Source organism: Microbacterium terrae (genome assembly GCF_017831975.1).
Lineage (GTDB): Bacteria > Actinomycetota > Actinomycetes > Actinomycetales > Microbacteriaceae > Microbacterium > Microbacterium terrae.
The window spans coordinates 3,328,428-3,347,567 of sequence record NZ_JAFDSS010000001.1 but is presented as its reverse complement, the minus strand read 5'-3'; the positions used below and the strand labels follow the sequence as shown (position 1 = coordinate 3,347,567).

The window sequence follows — 19,140 nt, the reverse complement described above, 5'->3', positions numbered from 1 at the left end:
GCGCAGGGATCCCACTGGCGGGTGTGCGACATGACGGGAACCCGCAGGCGACGTAGGGTCTCAGGGAAGGGTGGTGGTGCCGCGATGTCGTCGCATCCCGCAGAGCAGCACCCGGTGCCGGACCAGGACCTCCTCGCCGAGGCGGGCGGGATGGCGCCCGGGCTGATGCGCGCGTACCGCGTGCTCCTCACCGCGTCATCGTCGGATGCCGCGCAGCTCGCGGCCGCCCTCGGCGTCGACGAGGCCACCGCGGCGGCCTCCCTCACGCAGCTCGCGTCGGCGGGCTTCGCTGCTCCCCTCGCCATCGACGCCCGCGGGGCGGAAGGCCGCCGGTTCGTCGCCGCACCGCCGTCGGTCGCCCTCGGCGCCGCCGTCGCCGCGCGGGAGGAAGCTGTGCAGCGCGCCCAGGCCGACCTGGGTTCGCTCCAGGAGCTGTACCGGATGGTGAGCAGGGGCGGCGACACCGCCGACGACGTCGTGCAGGTCGTTCGCGGCGCCGACGACGTCGCCCAGTGGTTCACTCGCGTGCAGTCCGAGGCGACCAGCGAGGTGTGCGCATTCGTGCAGCACCCGGTCGCGGTGACTGCTGCCCACGAGAACGGCATCGAGGACGAACTCGTCGCGCGCGGAGTGCTGTACCGGGTCGTGCTCGAACGGGCCATGCTCGAGTCGCACGCCGAGGGCCTCGACTCGTTCGCGGAGTCCCTCGCCGCGGGCGAGGAGGCGCGGGTGGTCGACTCGCTCCCGGTCCGCATGGTGATCGTCGACCGCGAACTCGCGTTCATGCCGGTGCCCTCCGACCGCGATCGGGCGTTCGCGGCCGCGCTGCTGGTGCGGCCGAGCGCTCTTCTGACCGGCCTCATCGCTCTGTTCGACCTCACCTGGTCGATGGCTGCGCCGATCGTGCTCGACGCGACGGGTCCGGTGTCCGGAGTCGGTGTCGTCGATGCGCTCGACGCCCGCCTGCTCTCGCTGCTGCTCGCCGGCCAGACCGACGAGGCGGCCGCTTCGCACCTGGGCGTGTCGCTGCGGACGGTGCAGCGACGCGTGCGCGACCTGATGGATCGCGCCGGGGTGCGCACCCGCGCCCAGCTGGGGTGGCACGCCGCGCGAGCGGGTTGGGATGCCGCCGGCACGCGCTGACCGCCGCTTCAGCCGTCTCCGCCCCGCGTTGCACCGTACTCCACCGCGTCGGCCTCGACCGCGCCGCCGAGCTCGTCGAACACGGACTGCAGCTGCGCGACCCGCGGGTCGCCCGACGCGTCGACGTCGGCTGCCGTGACCGCGTAGGAGTCGAGCTGATGCGCCGGGATCGCAGCGTCGCGGAGGCCGACCGCGGGGTCTGCGACCGTCTCGACGATGAAGCTGCCCGGTGCGCCGACGGCCCCGACGTGCCCGCCGCCGGCGAGCGAGACGACGGGATCGTCGGTGTGGCGCAGATCGACACTGAGCGTCGTGTCGTCGAGATCGGCCTGCACGGGCGAGCCGAGGGTGATCGAGGTCTGTGTGTCGTAGCCGCCTTCGAGCGCCAGGTGCGTCGTGATCATCGCGCCCTGCGAATGGCCGATGGCATGAACGACGTCTCCCGGCCGCACTCCCGCGTCGTCGAGGGCGCGCTGGGTCGCGACGTACGACGCCGAGGCGACACCGCTGTAGAGCTCCAGGTTCGAGGTGCCGTCCCACGGGTCGACGGTGCTCGGCGCCACCGAGCGGGTCCCCGCGACGTAGAGCACGAACCGCCTCGACCCGTCGGGCATCGTGTAGCGCTCCACCCGCACCTGCGCGTCGCCCGTCGGCATGCGCGCGACGGCCGCGGCGAGAGAGCGCGGGGCGGCGGCCGGGGCTGTCGACACCCGCGCGACGGTGACGGGCGCCTGCCTCGGCGTGAGCCGCGCGTCTCGGGTGAGTCGGCCCCGGCCATCGAGGTTGGCGAGCATACCGAAGGCGAGCGCGGCGCCGCCCGCGCCGACCCCGCCGTAGGCCGCACCCAGGGGACCTGAGAAGTTGTCGCCGATGTTGAAGCCCGCCTCGGTCGCCTGCCGCACGATTTCGCCGGGAACGAGCACCTGCCGCTCGAAGTCCGCCAGACGCGCCGGCAGATCGGCGTCGGGGTACGCGGCGAGCACCTCGGAGCGGCGGGCCTCGGCGAGCGCGGCGGCGGCCCGGTCGCCCGCCAGCACCGCCGCATGATGGGCGGCGTTCACCTCGACGAGCTCGTAGATCGCCGCAGCCTCCCGGAGCGCCTCGGCGATCTCGGCCGCCGCGATGCACTCGTCGGCGATGCGCCTGCCGAGGACGGCGGCGTCGTTCGCGGCCTCCCACGCGGTCGCCCGTGCCTCGAACAGCATGTTCTGCACCGCGCCGAGCCGCTGCGCGATCGCCTCGAGCTCGTCGCGCACGTCGAGGAAGCGGGCAGCCGTCGCGCGGAGGGTGGCCGTGTCGACCGACACCGCCCCGCCGCCGCGGATCTCGAGGCTCATCGGCCCGCCCAGTCGACGCTCAGCACGGTCACCCAGCGCGCCCGCCGCGCCGCGGACCGCACCTGCTCGCTCAGCCCGCCGAGCGCCGAGACGTCGCCTGCGTACGCCTGCGCGCGGTCGTGGAAGGACGCCGCCGCGCGGGCGCGCCAGCGGGTGCCGGCCTCGAGCCCTCGCACGGTGCCGGTGACGGCGGCGAGTCTTTCGACGAGCCGGTCGAGCTCGGACACGATGACGTCGAGTCGCGCGACGTCGGCGGGTGTGCACTGCATGCGGCAATCGTGGCCGCGCAGCACGAAGCCGCGGCATCCGTCCGGCTCATCTGTTGACGAGGGGACGGATGCCGCGGCCTGTGCAGGAGCGGCCTACAGGAAGTCGATCAGACCCCTGATGCCGACGACGACCACCGCCGTGTCGGTCGCGGAGTTGCCTGCCGCATCCGTCGCCGTCCAGGTGAAGCGGTACACCGCCCCGTTGACGGCCTTCACCTTCACGGTGCGGTCGCCGGTCTGAGACCACTCCGCCCGCGGCTTGCCGTTGGTGGTGACGTCGGTGAGCTCGACGGTCACCTCGCCGCTGTCGTCCGCCGCATCCACGTACATGAACACGGTGCGGTCCTTGTTGTTGGGAACGAGGATGAACGACGGCAGCGCGACGGCGTCGATGGTCGGCGCCGTGGTGTCGGGAGCCGGCATCGCGAGGCCCAGCACCACCGGGTCGTGGTCGCTGGAGCGGTAGGCGTCCGCGGCGTACAGTGCGTCCTGCGCGTCGGCCTTGAACGACATGTCGTAATCGATGAGGCTCGGCTCGTCGGCGTTGATGTGCCAGTCGGCCGCACCGGTCACCTCGTCGACGATGTCGCCGCCCGCCAGGGCGTGGTCGAGGTAGCCCGACTGGCCGTCGAACACGTACGAGTACGCCTCCGTGCCCGAGAACTGCTTCAGCAGATCGGTGAACCCGGCGCCGGTGAGCTCCTGGATCGGGTCCTCCTGCGCGTACGAGTTCAGGTCGCCCAGGATGATCTCGCGGCCCGCGCCGGCACCGGTCGGATCGGTCGCCAGCCAGTCGGCGAGGGCTGCGGCGGCATCGGTGCGGACGCCGTTGCAGTTGCCCTGGCCGTTCGGGTCGATCGGGTCGCCCACGGCGTCGCAGGCCGATCCCTTCGACTTCAGGTGGTTGACCACGACCGTGAAGGTCGAGCCGGCGGCATCCGCGAACGACTGCGTCAGGCCCGGACGGTTGAAGTCGTCGAGCCAGCGGGCATCCTTCTCTTCGTCCATCAGTAGGAAGTCGCCCACAGGTGTGACCGCGGCAGGCTTGTACATGATGGCCGTCGCGATGACGTCGGTGCCGATCTCACCCGTCTCGATGTAGTCGTAGACGTCGGCGCCGAGGTGCTCGTTGAGCGCCGCGGTGAGCGTCTCGAGCGCGATGCCGTTGTTCTCGATCTCCATGAGGCCGAACACGTCGGCGTCGATCTCGGCCAGCGCGGCGACGATCTTCGCCTCCTGCCGCTCGAACTCGACGGCGTCGTTCGCGCCGCGGGCGTCGGAGCCGGTGAGCGTCGTGAAGTAGTTGAGCACGTTGAAGCTCGCGATCTTCAGGTCGCCGCCCACCTCGGGCACCTCGGTGCGGGGGTTCCCCACCTCGAACTGCGCACCCTCGGTCGGCTGCACACTCCACAGGTCGAAGCGGTAGTCGAGCACACCGGTGGCGTCGGTGACGAGGTCACCGCTTCGGAACGTGTTCTCGAGCGTGAACTCCTCGCCGTTCGGGTGGATCGCCGGGTCGGGGTTCTGGTTGCCGCGGCCGTCGTCGAGGCCGATGCTCTCGTCGATGTTCTGCGCGAGCTTCGCGATCGCCTCGGGCGACCCCGCGTCGAACAGGTGCGTCGGCTGGTACTGACGCCCGACCGTGAGGGTCACGGTGCCGAAGCGGCCGAACTCGAAGGTCTCGCCGATCGTCAGCTGCTGCGGGAGGGTCACGTACATACCCTCGAGCGCCTCGCGCTGCGCGGCGGTCGCGGGGAGCGTCAGCTCCACCGGCGCGGGAAGCGACTCGCCCGAGGCGGCGACCGACACCGCCGTCGCGTTGATCCTGGTGAGTCCGAAGTCCTCCGCGACGACTCCGGTGACGCTCACCCGGTCGCCGACCGAGACCTCGACGCCGCCCTGGAAGACGAAGATGCCGTCCGACGTCGCCGGGTCTGAGTCGCCGGCATCCTGCACGTAGAAGCCGTTGAAGCCGCCCTGCTGGAAGTCGGCGGTGACGACGCCCTCCACGATGACGGGCGTCCCGGCGTACGGCGACGCGTCACCCGCGCCCTGCACGGTGCCGATGGGCAGCAGCTCCGGCTCCTCGGGGCCGGGGGTGAAGACGGCGTTCGCGGCGCCCGGCGTGTTCAGCGCCTCGCCCTCGACAGGCGTGCCGGCCGTGCCGTCGTAGCCCGCGAGGTCGAAGTCGTTGCGCACCCAGTCGGCCGCGGCGTCGGTGTCGGTGCCGTCCGGGATGCGCGAAGCGCCGCCCGGGGCGAAGGAGAAGCCGTCGTATGCGACGTCGAGCGTCACGCCGCCGTAGGTCAGGTCGCCGGCGCCGCCATCGTCGACGGCGATCGCGTCGACGACCTCGAAGCCGAGGCCCTCGTCGATGACGCCGTCGTCGTTCGCGTCGAGGTCGGCGCCGAGCGCGGGCGCGGTGCCGGTGATGAGCAGGAGGCTCATCGTGCCGTTCTCGAGGGCGCCGTTGGCGAGCGAGGCGAGGCTGCGCCCCTCGGCGTCGGCGGCCGGGAACGAGATCACCTCGTCGACCGTGCCGGTCACCGTGCCGTTCACGTCGCCCTCGACCTCGAGCACGCGGTAGCCGCTGAGATCGGTCGATGCGGGCGAGGCGAGGAGCTCGACGTACTCGACGTCGGTCGACCCGACGGTGTTCGCGGAGAACTCGTTGATGACGACGGATGCCGCGGGCGGCTCCACGTCGCCGCAGTCGGCGGTGTGCGCGCCGAGGCCGTCGAAGGTGTCGACGGCGAACCCGGTCCACTGCGCGGCGGGGTCGAACGCGTCGGTGCCGACGGCGTCGCCGACGCAGACGTCGGCCGCGCGGCGCAGGGTGTTGTCGGCGGTGGAGGTGAGACCCGTGCCCCACTCGGCGCCCGGGTCGACGCCGATCTGACCGAACACGTCGACCGTCGACGTGCCGGAGACCAGTTCGATCGCGTCGTCGCCGTTGAACCAGCCTGCTCCGTTGGTCTGGTCGGCCTGCGCGAGGATCGCGGCGCCGGCGGACGAGTTGGCGACCACGTGCACGTCGCCCGCGGCGACGCTGCCGGTGAGGGGGATCGTGAGGCCGGCGCTGACGCCGCCGTTGAAGTACATCTTCAGGCTGTAGCCGGTCAGGTCGACGGCTGCGCCGGTGGGGTTGTAGATCTCGACAGCCTTGTTGTTGCTCGACCCCTCGATGACCTCGCTGATGAACAGCTCGGTCGGGGTGTCGGCCACGGCGGCGGGGGCACTGATCAGCCCGGTCAGGGCGAGCGCTCCGGCCGCGCCGGCGGCGACGACGGCTCTGGGTGTATGACGCACGATTCCTCCAGCACACGAAGATCGAGCCCGGGTCGGGCCCATCGTCTGACCGTAGGGGAGCGCGCGCGTCGCCGGAAGACTCCCCGGAGGAGAGTTCATTAACGTTCGGTTTCGGCTCGGTGGTCTGTGACGGATCTGACTCTTGGGTCCGCAGGCGCAGAGGGCCAGAATGGTGCGCATGACCGTGCCCGTCGGTGAGCCCTTCCGCGTCGTCTTCGTGTGCACGGGCAACATCTGCCGATCACCCATGGCCGACGTCGTGTTCCGTGGATTCGCGGATGCCGCGGGCCTGGGCGCGCGCGTGTCGTCGACCAGCGCCGGCACCGGCGACTGGCACGTCGGCGAGCGCGCCGATCAGCGGACGATCGACGCCCTCACGCGGGCCGGCTACGACGGCACGCAGCACCGCGCGCGCCAGTTCACGCACGAGGACTTCCGCCGCAGCGACCTCGTGGTCGCCCTCGACCGCTCGCACGAGCGGATCCTCCGCGGGTGGGCACGGGGCGAGGAGGCCGACAAGATCGCGCTGCTCCTGTCGTTCGATCAGTCAGCGCACACCCTCGACGTGCCCGACCCCTACTATGCGGGTCCCGGGATGTTCGACGAGGTGCTCGGTATGATCGAGAGTGCGAGCCGGGCGCTCTTCCGGCAACTCGAACCCGCCATACGTCCCGCGATGTGACGCGCGCCGCGCGGGATGCCGACCACGACGGGAGCCTCGTGTCCTCTCTCCCCCCGCAGCCCCTCAGCCCTCTCGACGGCCGTTACCGCGCCGCCGTGACCGGTCTGGCCGACTACCTCTCGGAGGCCGGCCTCAACCGCGCCCGTGTCGAGGTCGAGGTCGAGTGGCTGATCGCCCTCACCGATCGGTCGCTGTTCGGCACCGCGCCGCTGTCCGCCGACGACACGGCACGCCTGCGCGCCCTGTATGAGGAGTTCGGCCAGTCCGAGATCGACTGGCTCGCCGCGAAGGAGGCGGTCACCCGCCACGACGTCAAGGCGATCGAGTACCTGGTGCGCGACCGCCTGTCGACCCTCGGGCTCGACGGCATCGCCGAGCTGACCCACTTCGCCTGCACCAGTGAAGACATCAACTCCGCCTCGTACGCGCTCACCGTGCAGCGCGCCGTGCAGCGGGTGTGGCTGCCGAAGCTGCGCGAGGTCATCGGCACGCTGAAGACCCTCGCCGTGCAGCACCGCGATGCCGCGATGCTGTCGCGCACGCACGGGCAGCCGGCGACCCCGTCGACCATGGGCAAAGAGCTCGGCGTCTTCGCCTGGCGCCTCGAGCGCGTCGCCGCGCAGATCGACGCGGGCGAGTACCTCGCCAAGTTCTCGGGCGCGACCGGCACCTGGTCGGCCCACCTCTCGGCTGCCCCCGAGGTCGACTGGCCCGAGCTCTCCCGCGCGTTCATCGAGGGCCTCGGCCTCGACTTCAACGTGCTCACCACGCAGATCGAGTCGCACGACTGGCAGGTCGAGCTGTACGACCGCGTGCGTCACGCCGGCGGCATCCTGCACAACCTCGCCACCGACATCTGGACGTACATCTCGATCGGCTACTTCACGCAGATCCCGGTGGCCGGGGCGACCGGCTCGTCGACGATGCCGCACAAGATCAACCCGATCCGCTTCGAGAACGCCGAGGCGAACCTCGAGATCGCCGGCGGCCTCCTCGCGACCCTGTCGCAGACGCTCGTCACGAGCCGCATGCAGCGCGACCTCACCGACTCGACCACGCAGCGCAACATCGGCGTCGCGTTCGGGCACTCGCTGCTCGCGCTCGACAACCTTCAGCGCGGCCTCGGCGAGATCTCACTCGCCGAAGACGTGCTCCTGGCCGACCTCGACGGCAACTGGGAGGTGCTCGCCGAGGCGATCCAGACCGTGATCCGCGCCGAGATCGCCGCCGGCCGCTCGCAGATCAGCGACCCGTACGCCCTGCTCAAGGACCTCACGCGCGGGCACCGGGTCGGCGCGTCCGACCTCGCCGCGTTCGTCACCGGGCTCGACATCGGCGACGCCGCTAAGGAGCGCCTGCTGGCGCTGACCCCCGCGACCTACGACGGTCTCGCCTCGCAGCTGGTCGACGAGCTCGGCTAGGGGCGTTTCGACTCGCTCCGCTCGCTCGACGACCGACAAGCTCCCGCCATCGGGCCGAGACCCCGTCGTCGAGCGAGGGAGCGACAGCGACCGACAAGCTCCCGCCACCGGGCTGAGACCCGGCCGTTGAGCGCGACAGCGACCGAGACGAAACGTCGCGCGGCTCAGGCCTTCGGGGCCTCGCCGGAAGCGGCATCCGTCGTGTCGTCCTCGTCGGGCAGGAGCACCGGCTTGTCGATCGGCGTCGTGAGCTGCTTCGGGTCGACCGCGAGCAGCAGGAGCGCCACGATCAGCAGCACGGCGATGAACGAGATGCCCGCGATGATCAGCGCCAGCACGACCGCCGCCTGAGCCTGCTCGGGCGATCCGCCCTGGAAGAAGCCCATCGAGACCAGCGTGACGATCCCCGCGAACAGCGCGGCGCCGAACGCCAGCCCGAGCAGCTGCACGGGCTTCATCAGGTCGCGTCGGGTGGGGTGGTCGTCGCTCACAGCGTGTCCTTCTGTTCTGCGGGGGCGGATGCCGCCGCGGCAGGGTCGGATGCCGCTCCGGCGGCGACCGTGCGCGGCGAGAACCCGGCGATGGCGAGGTACACCGCGATGATCGCGGCGTATCCGCCGAAGAGTCCGACGCCGATCGTGACGCCGGTGAGGGTGAAGCTCTGGCGCGCCTCTTCGATCGTGTAGTCGAGGGCGAAGTCGGGCCGCACGAACAGCAGCGCGATGCCGAGGATCACCGTGATCGCGCCGACCACGACCGCGTCGCGGCTCTCCGACCGCGGCACCGCCGGCGCGAGCGGGCGGGCGTCTTCGACCCCGGGGGCGATCTGACGGCGCGTGGCGCCCTCGCGCAGCTGGCGCCAGCCGGCGACGAGCTCGATGATTCCGCTCACGAACGCCCACACGACCACCACGACGAAGAATCCGATGACGGTGCGCAGCGGCGTGAGACCGCCGATCATCCCGGCGACCAGGGTCACGAGACCGAGCGCCGCGGCGGGCCAGCGGCGACCGGCGGGGTAGACCAGCCACACCGAGGCGAGCAGCACCAGCGCGGTCGCGATCGCGAAGCCGCTGAACACCGACATGCCGACGACCGCGGAGTGGTCGGGCGAGAACGTGATCATCACCGCGGCGAGCGCGGCGAACAGGGCGCGAAGAAGCTGCACGTGGCGCACGTCGAACGTGCGGGTGGAAGAAGCTGAGGTCACAATGGGATTCCTGCTGAACGCGGAGGCTCCCTGCAAAGCGGAGCGGACTGCCTCCAGTCTAGTTCGTGCCCCGCGCGCGGCTGCCGCCCGGCTCCCGGGCCGCAGTGCTACCGTGCGACCGTGACTTCTGGATCAGGCGACGCCACGACCACGGATGCCGCGACCCGGCGCGAGATCCATGTCTCGGCAGCCGTCATCACCGACGCCGTCGGCCGGCTGCTGCTGGTGCGCAAGGCGGGCACCACCGCATTCATGCAGCCCGGCGGCAAGCCCGAGGTAGGGGAGAGCCCGGCCGAGACCCTGAGCCGCGAGCTCGACGAGGAGATCGGCATCCGTCTCGATCCCGCCGCGCTCGAACCGCTCGGGCGGTACGAGGCGCACGCCGCGAACGAGCCGGGCTTCGTCGTGGTGGCCGACGTGTTCGCGGCCGACATCGGCGCGCAGGTTCCCGAGATCGCCGCCGAGATCGAGGAGCTGCGCTGGGTGTCGCGGGCGGATGCCGCCTCGCTCGAGGTCGCTCCGCTCGCCGCGACGTACTTCCTCCCCGACGCCTGAGCGCGTTTCGTCTCGTCGCCGCGCTCCTCGATTGACCGGCCGTTGAGCGAGCGAAGCGAGACGAAACGCGCTACCGCGGCCGTTGAGCGAGCGAAGCGAGGCGAAACGCGCTACCGCGGGCGCGGAGCGGGCGGCGGGGGCACCTCTTTCGCGGCGATGACGTCGGCCACGGCGATCGTCTCGACACCGCGCTTGCCGTCGACCACCAGGGTCTCGGAGTCTGCGGCGAGCAGCGTGCCGAGAGCATCCGTCGCATGGCCCGTCGGCAGCAGGTAGCGCACGACCACGCGGCGACCGACGGCGATCGTCACCAGGAGCTCTTCCGGTAGTCCTTGAGGAAGATGCCGAAGAGGTCTTCGCCGGCCTCGCCGCGCACGATGGGGTCGTAGACGCGCGCGGCTCCGTCGACGAGGTCGAGCGGGGCGTGGAAGCCCTCCTCGGCGAGGCGCACCTTGGTGAAGTGGGGGCGCTCGTCGGTGATCCAGCCGGTGTCGACGGCCGTCATCAGGATGCCGTCCTTCTCGAACATCTCGCGGGCGCTGGTGCGCGTGAGCATGTTGAGCGCGGCCTTGGCCATGTTCGTGTGCGGATGCCCGGGGCCCTTGTAGCCGCGGCCGAACACGCCCTCCATCGCCGAGACGTTCACGACGTAGGTGCGCCGGGCGGGCGAGGCGGCCATCGACGGCCGCAGCCGCGAGACGAGCAGGAACGGCGCCGTCATGTTCGCGAGCTGCACTTCGAGCATCTCGAGCGGCTCGACGTGGTCGACGTGCTGAGTCCAGCTGTTGACGTGATTCTCGTCGGGCACGAGCCCACCGGCGTCGATCGCGGTGCCGGCGGCGAGGCGCTCGAGCGACGACGACCCGGCGGCCATCGCCTCGGCGGTGAGCTCCTCGGCGGTGCGCGCGGCCGATGCGAGGATCGGGTGGCTCGACACCGACTGCGCGAGCGCGAGCGGGTGGGCGTCGTTGGTGTGCCCGAAGGTGAGCAGCTCGGGCAGGGGTCCCGACGGCAAGGGCGCGAGCTCGGCGTCGACGAGCGGCTTGTACGCGCCGGTCGATCGCCGCACGGTCTGCGCGGCGTTGTTGATGAGGATGTCGAGCGGGCCGTCGGCGGCCACCGCATCGGCGAGCGCGAGAACCTGGGCGGGGTCGCGCAGGTCGATGCCGACGATCTTCAGCCGGTGCATCCACTCGCCCGAGTCGGGGAGCGCGGTGAAGCGCCGCACCGCGTCGCGCGGGAACCGGGTGGTGATCGTGGTGTGCGCGCCGTCGCGCAGCAGCCGCAGCGCGATGTACATGCCGATCTTGGCGCGGCCCCCGGTGAGGAGCGCACGGCGCCCGGTGAGGTCGGTGCGGGCGTCGCGCTTCTCGTGGCTCATCGCCGCGCACTCGGGGCACAGCTGGTGGTAGAACGCGTCGACGAGCGTGTACGGCTGCTTGCAGATGTAGCAGGCGCGCGGCTTGATGAGCTCACCGGCGGTCGGCGCCTGGGTGCGCGTGGCGAGCGGGATGCCGCGCGTCTCGTCGTCGATGCGGTCGGGGGCGCCGGTGGCCGTGGCCGCCACGACCGCCTTGTCTGCGGCGGCGATGCGGTCGCGCTTGTCGCGGCGGGACTGCCGCTTGACGTCTTTGTACATCTTGCCGGTGGCGTGGCGCAGGGCGACGTAGGCCGGGTCGTCCTTGTCGAGAGCGGCTGTCGCCTCGATCACGCGGAGGGCGATCGCGAGTTCCGCGGGGTCGATCGACGCGGGTGCGTCAGGGTCTGGGGTCGCGGAGGTCACAGAGCATTTTATCCGGGGCCGCCTGGACGGCGCCTGCGACGGCCGTGGGCCGCCCGACGCGGGGCCGGCGCGACGCAGCAGGGCGCGTCAGTCGAGCGAGTCGAGGATGTCGACGAGCAGCTCGTACGTGGTGAGCGGACTGATGATCGCGAAGCGCAGCACCGGCTCCCCAGCGTGCGAGCTCGGCACCACGAACGCACGCTGCTCGTCGAGCAGGCGGTCCGACCACGCCTCGTAGTCGGCGAGCGTCCACCCCTCGCGCCGGAACACCACGACCGACAGCTGCGGCTCGCGCACGAGCGAGAGCTCGGGGCGCGCGGCGATGTCGTCGGCGATGCGCCGGGCGAGGTCGATCCCATGACGGATGCCCGCGCGGTACGCATCCGTGCCGTGGGTCGCGAGCGAGAACCACAGCGGCAGACCGCGGGCCCGGCGGGTGAGCTGCACGGCGAGATCGGACGGGTTCCAGTCCGGCTTGCCGGTGAGGGTGTCGAGGTACTCGGCCTTCTGCGTGTGGGCGGCGAGCGCGAGGGCGGGGTCGCGGTAGATGAGGGCGCACGCGTCGAACGGCGCGAAAAGCCACTTGTGCGGGTCGACGATCACCGAGTCGGCCGACGCGACGCCGGCGAAGGCATCGCGCATCTCGGGCACGAGCATGGCGGCGAGGCCGTACGCGCCGTCGACGTGCAGCCACACGTCGCGGGCGGCGGTCACCGCCGCGATCGAGGCGATGTCGTCGACGATGCCGAAGTTCGTGGTGCCGCCCGTCGCGACCACCGCGAACACCGCGCCGCCGTGGGCGTCGAGCGCTGCGGCCACCGCGTCGCCGTGCATCCGTCCGTCGCCGTCGACCGCGGCCGCGACGATCTCGATGTCCATCACGGCGGCTGCCGACGCGATCGACGAGTGCGCCTCGGCGCTGCACACCACGACCCAGCGCGCCGGGTCGGCGACCCCCGCCTCGCGGTTGCGCCGCCGCGCGGCATCCCTCGCCGTCACGAGCGCCGAGAGGTTGCCGATCGTGCCGCCCTGCACGAACACGCCGCCCGCGGTGTCGGGCATCCCGAACTCTCCCGCGAGCCACGCCAGCACCTCGTTCTCGGCGTAGACGGCGCCCGCGCCCTCTATCCACGAGCCGCCGTAGATGGCCGAAGCCGAGACCACGACGTCGAACGCGAGCGACGCCTTCGTCGGAGCCGACGGGATGAACGCGAGATACCCGGGGTGGTCAGTGGAGATGCAGGCGGGGGCGAGCACGTTCTCGAACAGCGCGATCGCGCGGCGGTCGCCGATGCCGGCGGCGGTGATCGATCCGGATGCCAGGCGAGCGAGGTCGCTCGGACGCATCGGCTTGTCGAGGGGGATGTCCTCGTAGAGGGCGCGCCGGCGCGCGTACTGCAGCACGTCGTCGACGGTCGTGCGCGTCTCATCGGTGATCGCGTGCATGCGGTCGGGCAGGGCGGAGGTGTCGCTCATGGTGCTCATCATCGTGCATCCGGGCCGCGCGGCCCATCGATCCGTCCATTGTTCCCTGCGTCGTTCGGGAGCGTGGCGCATCGGTCAGATTTGGAGAAGCGTCGACGGATGGCACCGCGTAGCGTGACCGTCAGGGCGCGAGAAGCCGCCCGGAGACCACGGAAAGAACAAGAACGAAGGGGGCCGACATGGCCGGCAAGACCTCTGCCGACGGGCTGAGCCAGGAGGAGCGCGACGCCGTCAAGGACCGCGCCAAGGAGCTGCGGGCCCAGGCGAAAGCAGGCAAGAACCGTGAGGCGGGCACGAAGGCGGTGCTCGACGCGATCGGCAAGCTCGACGGCACCGACCGCAAGCTCGGTGACGCGCTGCACAAGCTGGTGTCGGAGGTCGCACCCGACCTCGTGCCGAAGACCTTCTACGGCTTCCCGGCGTATGCGAACGCCGCAGGCAAGGTCGTGATCTTCCTCCAGCCCGCGAGCAAGTTCAAGACGCGCTACGCGACGATCAACTTCGACGAGACGGCGAACCTCGACGACGGCGACGTGTGGCCGACGAGCTTCGCGGTGCTTGATTGGACCCCGGCGATCGAGGAGAAGTTCACTGCGCTGGTGCGGCAGGCGGTGAGCTGACGGCCTGGGTCGCCGGCCGCTGAGCGGGCACCGGAGATGGGACGCCCTCAGCGGTCGGCGGCCCGGTCGGCGGCCCGGTCGGCATGGCCGAGGGTGCGGCCAGGCGCGATCACGTCGCGCACGCGCCGCTTGAGGGCGACGATGTCGGGGAACCCGCCGTCCGTCTTGCGCGACCAGACGAGCACGTCGTCGGCGTACACCTCGAAGACGCCCCCGGTGCCGGGTTCGAGGGTGGCGCCGCCGCCCATGAGCTCCTCCTGGAAGGTCGTCAGCATCTCCTGCGCGACCCATGCCGCACGCAGCATCCAGGCGCATTGCGTGCAGTAGACGACGCGGATGCCGTGGGTCATGTCAGTCCTCCGAGATCGGTCAGCGCACGCGGCGGCCGTGGGCGAGGTCGATGAGGCGCGGCAGCACGCCGCCGGCGCGCAGGCCGTTGTGCTCGTGCTCGCTGGTGATCCACGGTGTCACGCCGGGCAGCAGCGCTGCCGTCTCGAGTGAGAACTCCAGGGGCACGTACACGTCGTTGACGTACACCGCGGCAGCCCCGTGGGCGTCGGATGCCGCGACCGCGGCCGCGTCGTAGACCGACGGCCACTCGTGGTCGGCGACGGCGAGTGCGACGTCGCGCCAGGGCTCGAGCACCGGGACGGTGTCGAACCACTCGCGGCGCACGTGCTCGCCGGTGAGGAGGGTCGGGTCGTCTCGGAAGTCGGCCGGCTCGACCCGCTCGGCGGACCACCGGGTCGCGTGCCCGTCGGCATAGCTCGACTCGTGGATCACGGCATACAGCGGGTTGCGCGCGTCGTACGGCATGGCCGCAGCGAGGTCGTGGGCGAAGGCGTTCGTCGACGGGTCGAGTTCGAGCAGCGCCCACAGCGTCTGCCAGCCGTCGTTCGAGCCGAGGAGCGACCCGATCGAACGCACCCGTGACGCCGAGGCCACCTCGCCGCCCGGGAGCACGAGCGACCCCGTCGACGCCAGGTCGGCGAGGCGGCGGACGGCGTCGCGGTGGTGCGGGAACCGCCGGTAGTACCGCTCCGAGGCGGCGCGCATCTTGTCGTAGGTGAGCGTGTACACCTCGTCGGGGTGGCGGCCGATGGCGCTGAGCCCGCCGGTGATGTACACGTCGTCGAGGGCGGCGGCATCCGTCGACAGGTAGGCGAGGGCGGTGAAGCCGCCGAAGGACTGGCCGAGAACGCTCCATGTGTCGGCGCCCAGGTGGGCGCGCAGCGCCTCGCAGTCGCGCACGATCGCGTCGGCGCGCAGGTGCGTGAGGTACTCGGCCAGGTCGGGGCGGGCGAGGTCGGCGTCGCCCACCGGGGTCGACCGGCCGGTGCCGCGCTGGTCGAGCAGCACGACGCGGTGGTGGGCGAGCGCGTCGTCGAGCCACGACGGCGAGACCGGGGAGTGGAAGGGGCGCGGGGCCTCGTGCCCCGGCCCACCCTGCAGGAACACCAGGTACGGCAGGGTCTCGCCGCCCTCCCGCGTGACGACGGAAGCGTGGACGTCGATGGTGCGGGTGTCGGCAGCGTCGCCCCACACCAGCGGCACGGTCAGGGTGTGGTCGTCGACGGTCAGATCCTGCATGCGGCGGGTGGTGACGGACATGGCAGAAGCCTAGGACCGCCCGCCGACCCGCTCACCCCTGGGGCGGAGCATTCCCCGCGAGGAATGCGATCGCCGCGGCGCGGAAGTCGCGCGAGCCCGGGGTGTTGAAGTGGTGTCGGCCGGGGATCTCGACGAACTCGCCCCGCGGCGCACTCGCGGCCAGCCTGCGCGAGGCCTCGATGATCGCGTCGGCGCTGCCGGTGGCGAACAGCACGGGCGCAGTCGGCGGATGCATCGGGTCGGGATCGGCATCGCCGTCGCGCATGCCCTCGGCGAGCGCTACGAGGGCCGGGATGCTGTTGCCCGCGATGCGCTCGGCGAGGCTCACGTAGTTGCGGGTCACCGTGTCTGTGACGGGGGTGCCGGCGTCGGCATATGCCCGCGCCTGGTCGATCATCAGGCGTGCGAGCGGTCGCCCATCGGGGATGCCGCCGAGCACGGTGCGGGTGACGTGCTCCGGGTGGTCGACCGCGAACTGCCATCCCACTCGCGCGCCGAGCGAGTACCCGACGTAGCGCACTTCGTCGATCAGATACGTGTCGAGCACGACGAGCAGGTCGGCGACGAAGGCGTCCATCGCGTAGCCGCGACGGTCGGTCGGCTTGTCGCTCGCGCCGTGCCCGCGCTGGTCGACGCCGATCACCCGGTACCCCGCCCGCAGCAGATCGCGCACCCACCCGGTGTCGACCCAGTTGTCCTTGCAGCTCGAAGCGAAGCCGTGCACGCAGAGCACGGGCGGAGCATCCGGATCACCCCACGTGTAGGTGGCGATCCGGTGCCCCTCCTCCGACATCACGAACTGCGGCGCGGGCATCTGCGTGAGGAGCGAGGGGACGGCTTCCATGTCTGCCATTGTGCCCTCCGCCGGCGCCTCGTCGTCCGCAACCGCCCGCGGGGTGGCGCGTGGGTACGGTCAGTCCGTCATCAGGCTGAGGTCAGCGCACGACGGCGGCGACCGCGGAGACCTCGATCAGCGCTCCGGGCACGCCGAGACCGGCCACCATCGCCGCGGTGACGAGGGCGGGGTCGTCCGACGCCACCTCCGAGGCGATCGCCTGATACGCCCCTGCGAGATCGACGCCGTCGACGAAGAGCACGGTCCACTGCACGACATCGCCGGCATCCGCCCCGGCAGCGGCGAGCGCCGTCTTCGCGTTCTGCACCGCGCGGATCGCCTGTGCAGCGACATCCCCGTCTCCGATGAGGCCGCCATCGCCGTCGACCGCGTTCTGGCCGCCGACGTAGATGGTCGTCGCGCCCGGCGGAACGACGGCGACGTGCGAGAAGGCCGGACTCCGAACGAGTCCTTCAGGACGGATGCGCTCGATTGCTGACATGGCGCCCACCCTGGCACGGGCCGCCGACACCCGCCAGGGCATCCGGCAGTGCATCGAGCATCCGTCCACGCCCCGGCATCCGGCATTCGGCATCCGGCGTCCGGGCGCGCTCCGGGCATGCGGCCGTGCCCGGGCATCCGGCATCCGTCCGCGTCAGCGGCGTCCCGAGCCGAGTCGTTCCCGGAGCGACCGACGGCGCGCACCCGGGAGCGGGATGGGAGCGGTGACGACGGTCTCGACGGTCATCGAGCCGTCGGTCGGACCGACGATCGCGATCGGCGTGGTCGGGGTGACCACCATGGGTGCGACGACCGTGCGTCCGAGGCGACGGTGGGCGACGACGTAGGCGGGGACGAGCAGCACCACCGCGCCCGCCCAGGCGAGCGGGTTCGACCAGACCACGCCGACGTAGCCGTACACCGCGCCGAGCGCGACGGCGGCGCCCACACGCATGAAGAGCTCCACGACGCCGGTCAGGGTCGGGATGAGCGCGTCGCCGAGGCCCTGCAGGGCGCCGCGGAGGACGAACAGGATGCCGAGCACCCAGTACGTCACGCCGTTGATGACGAGCATCAGCGCGGCCATCTCGACGACGGCATCCGATTGCGCCCCGTCGTGCCCGACGAACAGCCGCACCAGCGCCGCACCGAAGAAGACGAGGATGACGCCGAGGATCACCGACGCGATGACGGCGAGCCACGTCGCCTGCACGACGCCGCGACGGATGCGATCGGGGCGACCGGCACCGAAGTTCTGCGCGACGTACATCGAGGCCGCGAGTCCGATCGACTGCAGCAGCGCGACGGCCAGGCCGTCGACGCGTGACGCGGTGGTGTACGCGGCGACCGCGTCGGCGCCGAGGCCGTTGAGCGCGACCTGCACGGCGAGCGTGCCGATGGCGATGATGGATGCCTGGAAGCCCATCGGCAGACCGAGGCGCAGGTGCGCGCTGTAGTCGGCACGCGTGACCCGGAAGTCGGCGCGACGCACCTGCAGCACCGGGATGCGCCGGCGCACGTACTCGAGGCAGAGCACGACCGACACGAGCTGCGACGCCACGGTCGCCCAGGCGGCGCCGGCGACCCCCCACTCGAGCACGCCGACCATCACGATCACGAGCACGACGTTCAGCACGCACGCGATGGTGAGGAAGATGAGGGGCGTGCGCGAGTCGCCGATCGCGCGGATGACGGCGGCGAGGTAGTTGAAGAAGAGCATCGTGGATGCTCCGATGAGGCTCACCTGCGCGAAGACGACCGCGTCGTCCATGAGCTCGGCCGGGGTCTGCATGAGGGTGAGCGCCGGCTCGGCGAGGAGCGGGCCGCCGATCGTGAGCGCCGCCGAGGCGATCGCGGTGAGGATCGTTCCGGTCGCGACCGAGCGCCGCACGGCGGCGTGGTCTCCGGCGCCGAACGCCTGCGCGGTCGGGATGGCGAAACCGCTCGTCATGCCCCAGACGAAGCCCAGCAGCAGGAAGAGAAGGCTGCCCGTCGCACCGACGGCGGCGAGCGCGTCGACGCCGAGGTGGCGCCCGACGACGACCGCGTCGGCGAACTGGTAGAGCTGCTGGACGACGTTGCCGATGAGCAGCGGGACCGAGAACGCGAGGATGACGCGCCACGGGCTGCCGGTGGTGAGTGACTTCGCCACGGGTGTTCCTTCGAGGGCGGGATGCCGGATGTGGGGTGTGTGCCGGATGTCGGCGGGCCGGAGACCGGCGTGTGCCGGTGACCGGTAGGCGCCAGAGTCCCGGCGGTTGTGCCGGAGCCCGGCGGGTTTGCCGGTGACCGGCGGTTTGCCGGTGACCGGCGTGTTTGCCGGTGACCGGCGTGTTTGCGTCCGTCCCCGTGGGGAGTGTCCGAGATCCCGTGCATCGTGGCCGTGGTCGAATCGATTCGGAGCGCTGCATCCATTGTTGCACGGACCCCCCGGGGGTTGAAAAGCCCTGCGCCGAAAATCGTCTCCCGGATTCGCTCCGGGTGGCTGGCGTCCGGCCGCTCCGCCGCGCACTCCGCCGCTCCGCCGCGCACTCCGCCCGCCACGCCTATCCGGCGCATCCCCCTATCCCGCGCATCCCGCGCATCCCGCACTCCGCCAGGCCCATGCCGGGCATGCCGCCCACCCACGCGTACCCGGCCACCCGGCCCATCCCGCGCACGCCGGCCCATCCCGCGCACGCCGGCCCATCCCGCGCACACCGGCGCATCCCGCGCCTCCGTCCACCACGCCTATCCCGCCCACCCCGTGCACTCCGGCTACCCGGCCACACGGCCCTCCCGCGCATCCCGCGCACGCCGGCCCACCCCGCGCACGCCGGCCCATCCCGCGCCTCCGTCCACCACCCCTATCCCGCCCACCCCGTGCACTCCGGCCACCCG

At 71.6% G+C, this 19,140-nt stretch carries 18 protein-coding genes; 5 read left to right on the top strand and 13 right to left on the bottom strand.

Annotation, left to right across the window (positions count from 1 at the left end):
- Positions 1–114: 114 nt before the first annotated feature.
- Complete coding sequence (locus JOD63_RS15275; protein WP_157003961.1) at positions 115–1,143, top strand: helix-turn-helix domain-containing protein; 1,029 nt, start codon at positions 115–117, stop codon at positions 1,141–1,143.
- Between the two features lie 8 nt (positions 1,144–1,151).
- Here JOD63_RS15275 and JOD63_RS15270 read toward each other — a convergent pair whose 3' ends face one another.
- The 3 genes from JOD63_RS15270 to JOD63_RS15260 form a co-directional block, all read right to left on the bottom strand.
- Entirely contained in the window at positions 1,152–2,480 is a 1,329-nt protein-coding gene (locus JOD63_RS15270) for a hypothetical protein (protein ID WP_045275078.1), read from the bottom strand.
- Entirely contained in the window at positions 2,477–2,749 is a 273-nt protein-coding gene (locus tag JOD63_RS15265) for a hypothetical protein (RefSeq protein ID WP_045275077.1), read from the bottom strand. The genes JOD63_RS15270 and JOD63_RS15265 overlap by 4 nt, the downstream gene beginning before the upstream one ends.
- Before the next feature lie 93 nt (positions 2,750–2,842).
- Complete coding sequence (locus tag JOD63_RS15260) at positions 2,843–6,058, bottom strand: ExeM/NucH family extracellular endonuclease (RefSeq protein ID WP_052682459.1); 3,216 nt, start codon at positions 6,056–6,058, stop codon at positions 2,843–2,845.
- 178 nt (positions 6,059–6,236) lie between these two features.
- Here JOD63_RS15260 and JOD63_RS15250 point away from each other — a divergent pair, with 178 nt between their 5' ends.
- Positions 6,237–6,740 carry a low molecular weight protein-tyrosine-phosphatase gene (locus JOD63_RS15250; protein WP_045275129.1) on the top strand — a complete coding sequence of 168 codons (504 nt, stop codon included), beginning with the start codon at positions 6,237–6,239 and terminating at the stop codon, positions 6,738–6,740.
- A gap of 38 nt (positions 6,741–6,778) precedes the next feature.
- Positions 6,779–8,161, top strand: coding sequence for an adenylosuccinate lyase (gene purB / locus JOD63_RS15245; RefSeq protein WP_045275128.1), 1,383 nt, complete (start codon positions 6,779–6,781; stop codon positions 8,159–8,161).
- A 164-nt stretch (positions 8,162–8,325) separates the two neighbouring features.
- Here purB and JOD63_RS15240 read toward each other — a convergent pair whose 3' ends face one another.
- Both JOD63_RS15240 and JOD63_RS15235 read right to left on the bottom strand, forming a co-directional pair.
- Positions 8,326–8,652, bottom strand: a complete 327-nt coding sequence (locus JOD63_RS15240) for a hypothetical protein (protein ID WP_045275076.1) — start codon at positions 8,650–8,652, stop codon at positions 8,326–8,328.
- On the bottom strand, positions 8,649–9,371 hold the full coding sequence (locus tag JOD63_RS15235) for a hypothetical protein (protein WP_045275075.1): 723 nt from the start codon (positions 9,369–9,371) through the stop codon (positions 8,649–8,651). The genes JOD63_RS15240 and JOD63_RS15235 overlap by 4 nt, the downstream gene beginning before the upstream one ends.
- Before the next feature lie 120 nt (positions 9,372–9,491).
- Here JOD63_RS15235 and JOD63_RS15230 point away from each other — a divergent pair, with 120 nt between their 5' ends.
- On the top strand, positions 9,492–9,926 hold the full coding sequence (locus JOD63_RS15230; protein WP_045275074.1) for an NUDIX hydrolase: 435 nt from the start codon (positions 9,492–9,494) through the stop codon (positions 9,924–9,926).
- A 110-nt stretch (positions 9,927–10,036) separates the two neighbouring features.
- Here the strand turns inward: JOD63_RS15230 and JOD63_RS15225 are convergent, their stop codons facing one another.
- From JOD63_RS15225 to JOD63_RS15215, 3 genes are all read right to left on the bottom strand, one after another.
- Positions 10,037–10,237: a putative acetyltransferase gene (locus JOD63_RS15225; protein WP_211088209.1), complete on the bottom strand. Its 201-nt coding sequence runs from the start codon at positions 10,235–10,237 to the stop codon at positions 10,037–10,039.
- Positions 10,234–11,709 (bottom strand): SDR family NAD(P)-dependent oxidoreductase, encoded by a 1,476-nt coding sequence (locus tag JOD63_RS15220; protein ID WP_045275073.1) that lies wholly within the window; start codon positions 11,707–11,709, stop codon positions 10,234–10,236. The genes JOD63_RS15225 and JOD63_RS15220 overlap by 4 nt, the downstream gene beginning before the upstream one ends.
- A gap of 87 nt (positions 11,710–11,796) precedes the next feature.
- Positions 11,797–13,185, bottom strand: a complete 1,389-nt coding sequence (locus JOD63_RS15215) for a pyridoxal phosphate-dependent decarboxylase family protein (protein ID WP_084613441.1) — start codon at positions 13,183–13,185, stop codon at positions 11,797–11,799.
- 188 nt (positions 13,186–13,373) lie between these two features.
- Here JOD63_RS15215 and JOD63_RS15210 point away from each other — a divergent pair, with 188 nt between their 5' ends.
- The gene (locus JOD63_RS15210) at positions 13,374–13,814 is read left to right on the top strand and encodes a hypothetical protein (protein ID WP_045275071.1); all 441 of its coding nucleotides are present in this window, start codon (positions 13,374–13,376) and stop codon (positions 13,812–13,814) included.
- A gap of 47 nt (positions 13,815–13,861) precedes the next feature.
- Here JOD63_RS15210 and JOD63_RS15205 read toward each other — a convergent pair whose 3' ends face one another.
- The 5 genes from JOD63_RS15205 to JOD63_RS15185 all read right to left on the bottom strand — a co-directional run bounded on the left by JOD63_RS15205 (position 13,862) and on the right by JOD63_RS15185 (position 18,412).
- Complete coding sequence (locus JOD63_RS15205) at positions 13,862–14,164, bottom strand: SelT/SelW/SelH family protein (RefSeq protein WP_045275070.1); 303 nt, start codon at positions 14,162–14,164, stop codon at positions 13,862–13,864.
- A 19-nt stretch (positions 14,165–14,183) separates the two neighbouring features.
- Positions 14,184–15,425: an alpha/beta fold hydrolase gene (locus tag JOD63_RS15200; RefSeq protein WP_045275069.1), complete on the bottom strand. Its 1,242-nt coding sequence runs from the start codon at positions 15,423–15,425 to the stop codon at positions 14,184–14,186.
- A gap of 31 nt (positions 15,426–15,456) precedes the next feature.
- Complete coding sequence (locus JOD63_RS15195; RefSeq protein ID WP_045275068.1) at positions 15,457–16,269, bottom strand: alpha/beta fold hydrolase; 813 nt, start codon at positions 16,267–16,269, stop codon at positions 15,457–15,459.
- A 91-nt stretch (positions 16,270–16,360) separates the two neighbouring features.
- Positions 16,361–16,762: a Rid family hydrolase gene (locus JOD63_RS15190; protein ID WP_045275126.1), complete on the bottom strand. Its 402-nt coding sequence runs from the start codon at positions 16,760–16,762 to the stop codon at positions 16,361–16,363.
- 153 nt (positions 16,763–16,915) lie between these two features.
- On the bottom strand, positions 16,916–18,412 hold the full coding sequence (locus JOD63_RS15185; protein WP_045275067.1) for an MATE family efflux transporter: 1,497 nt from the start codon (positions 18,410–18,412) through the stop codon (positions 16,916–16,918).
- Between the last annotated feature and the right edge of the window lie 728 nt (positions 18,413–19,140).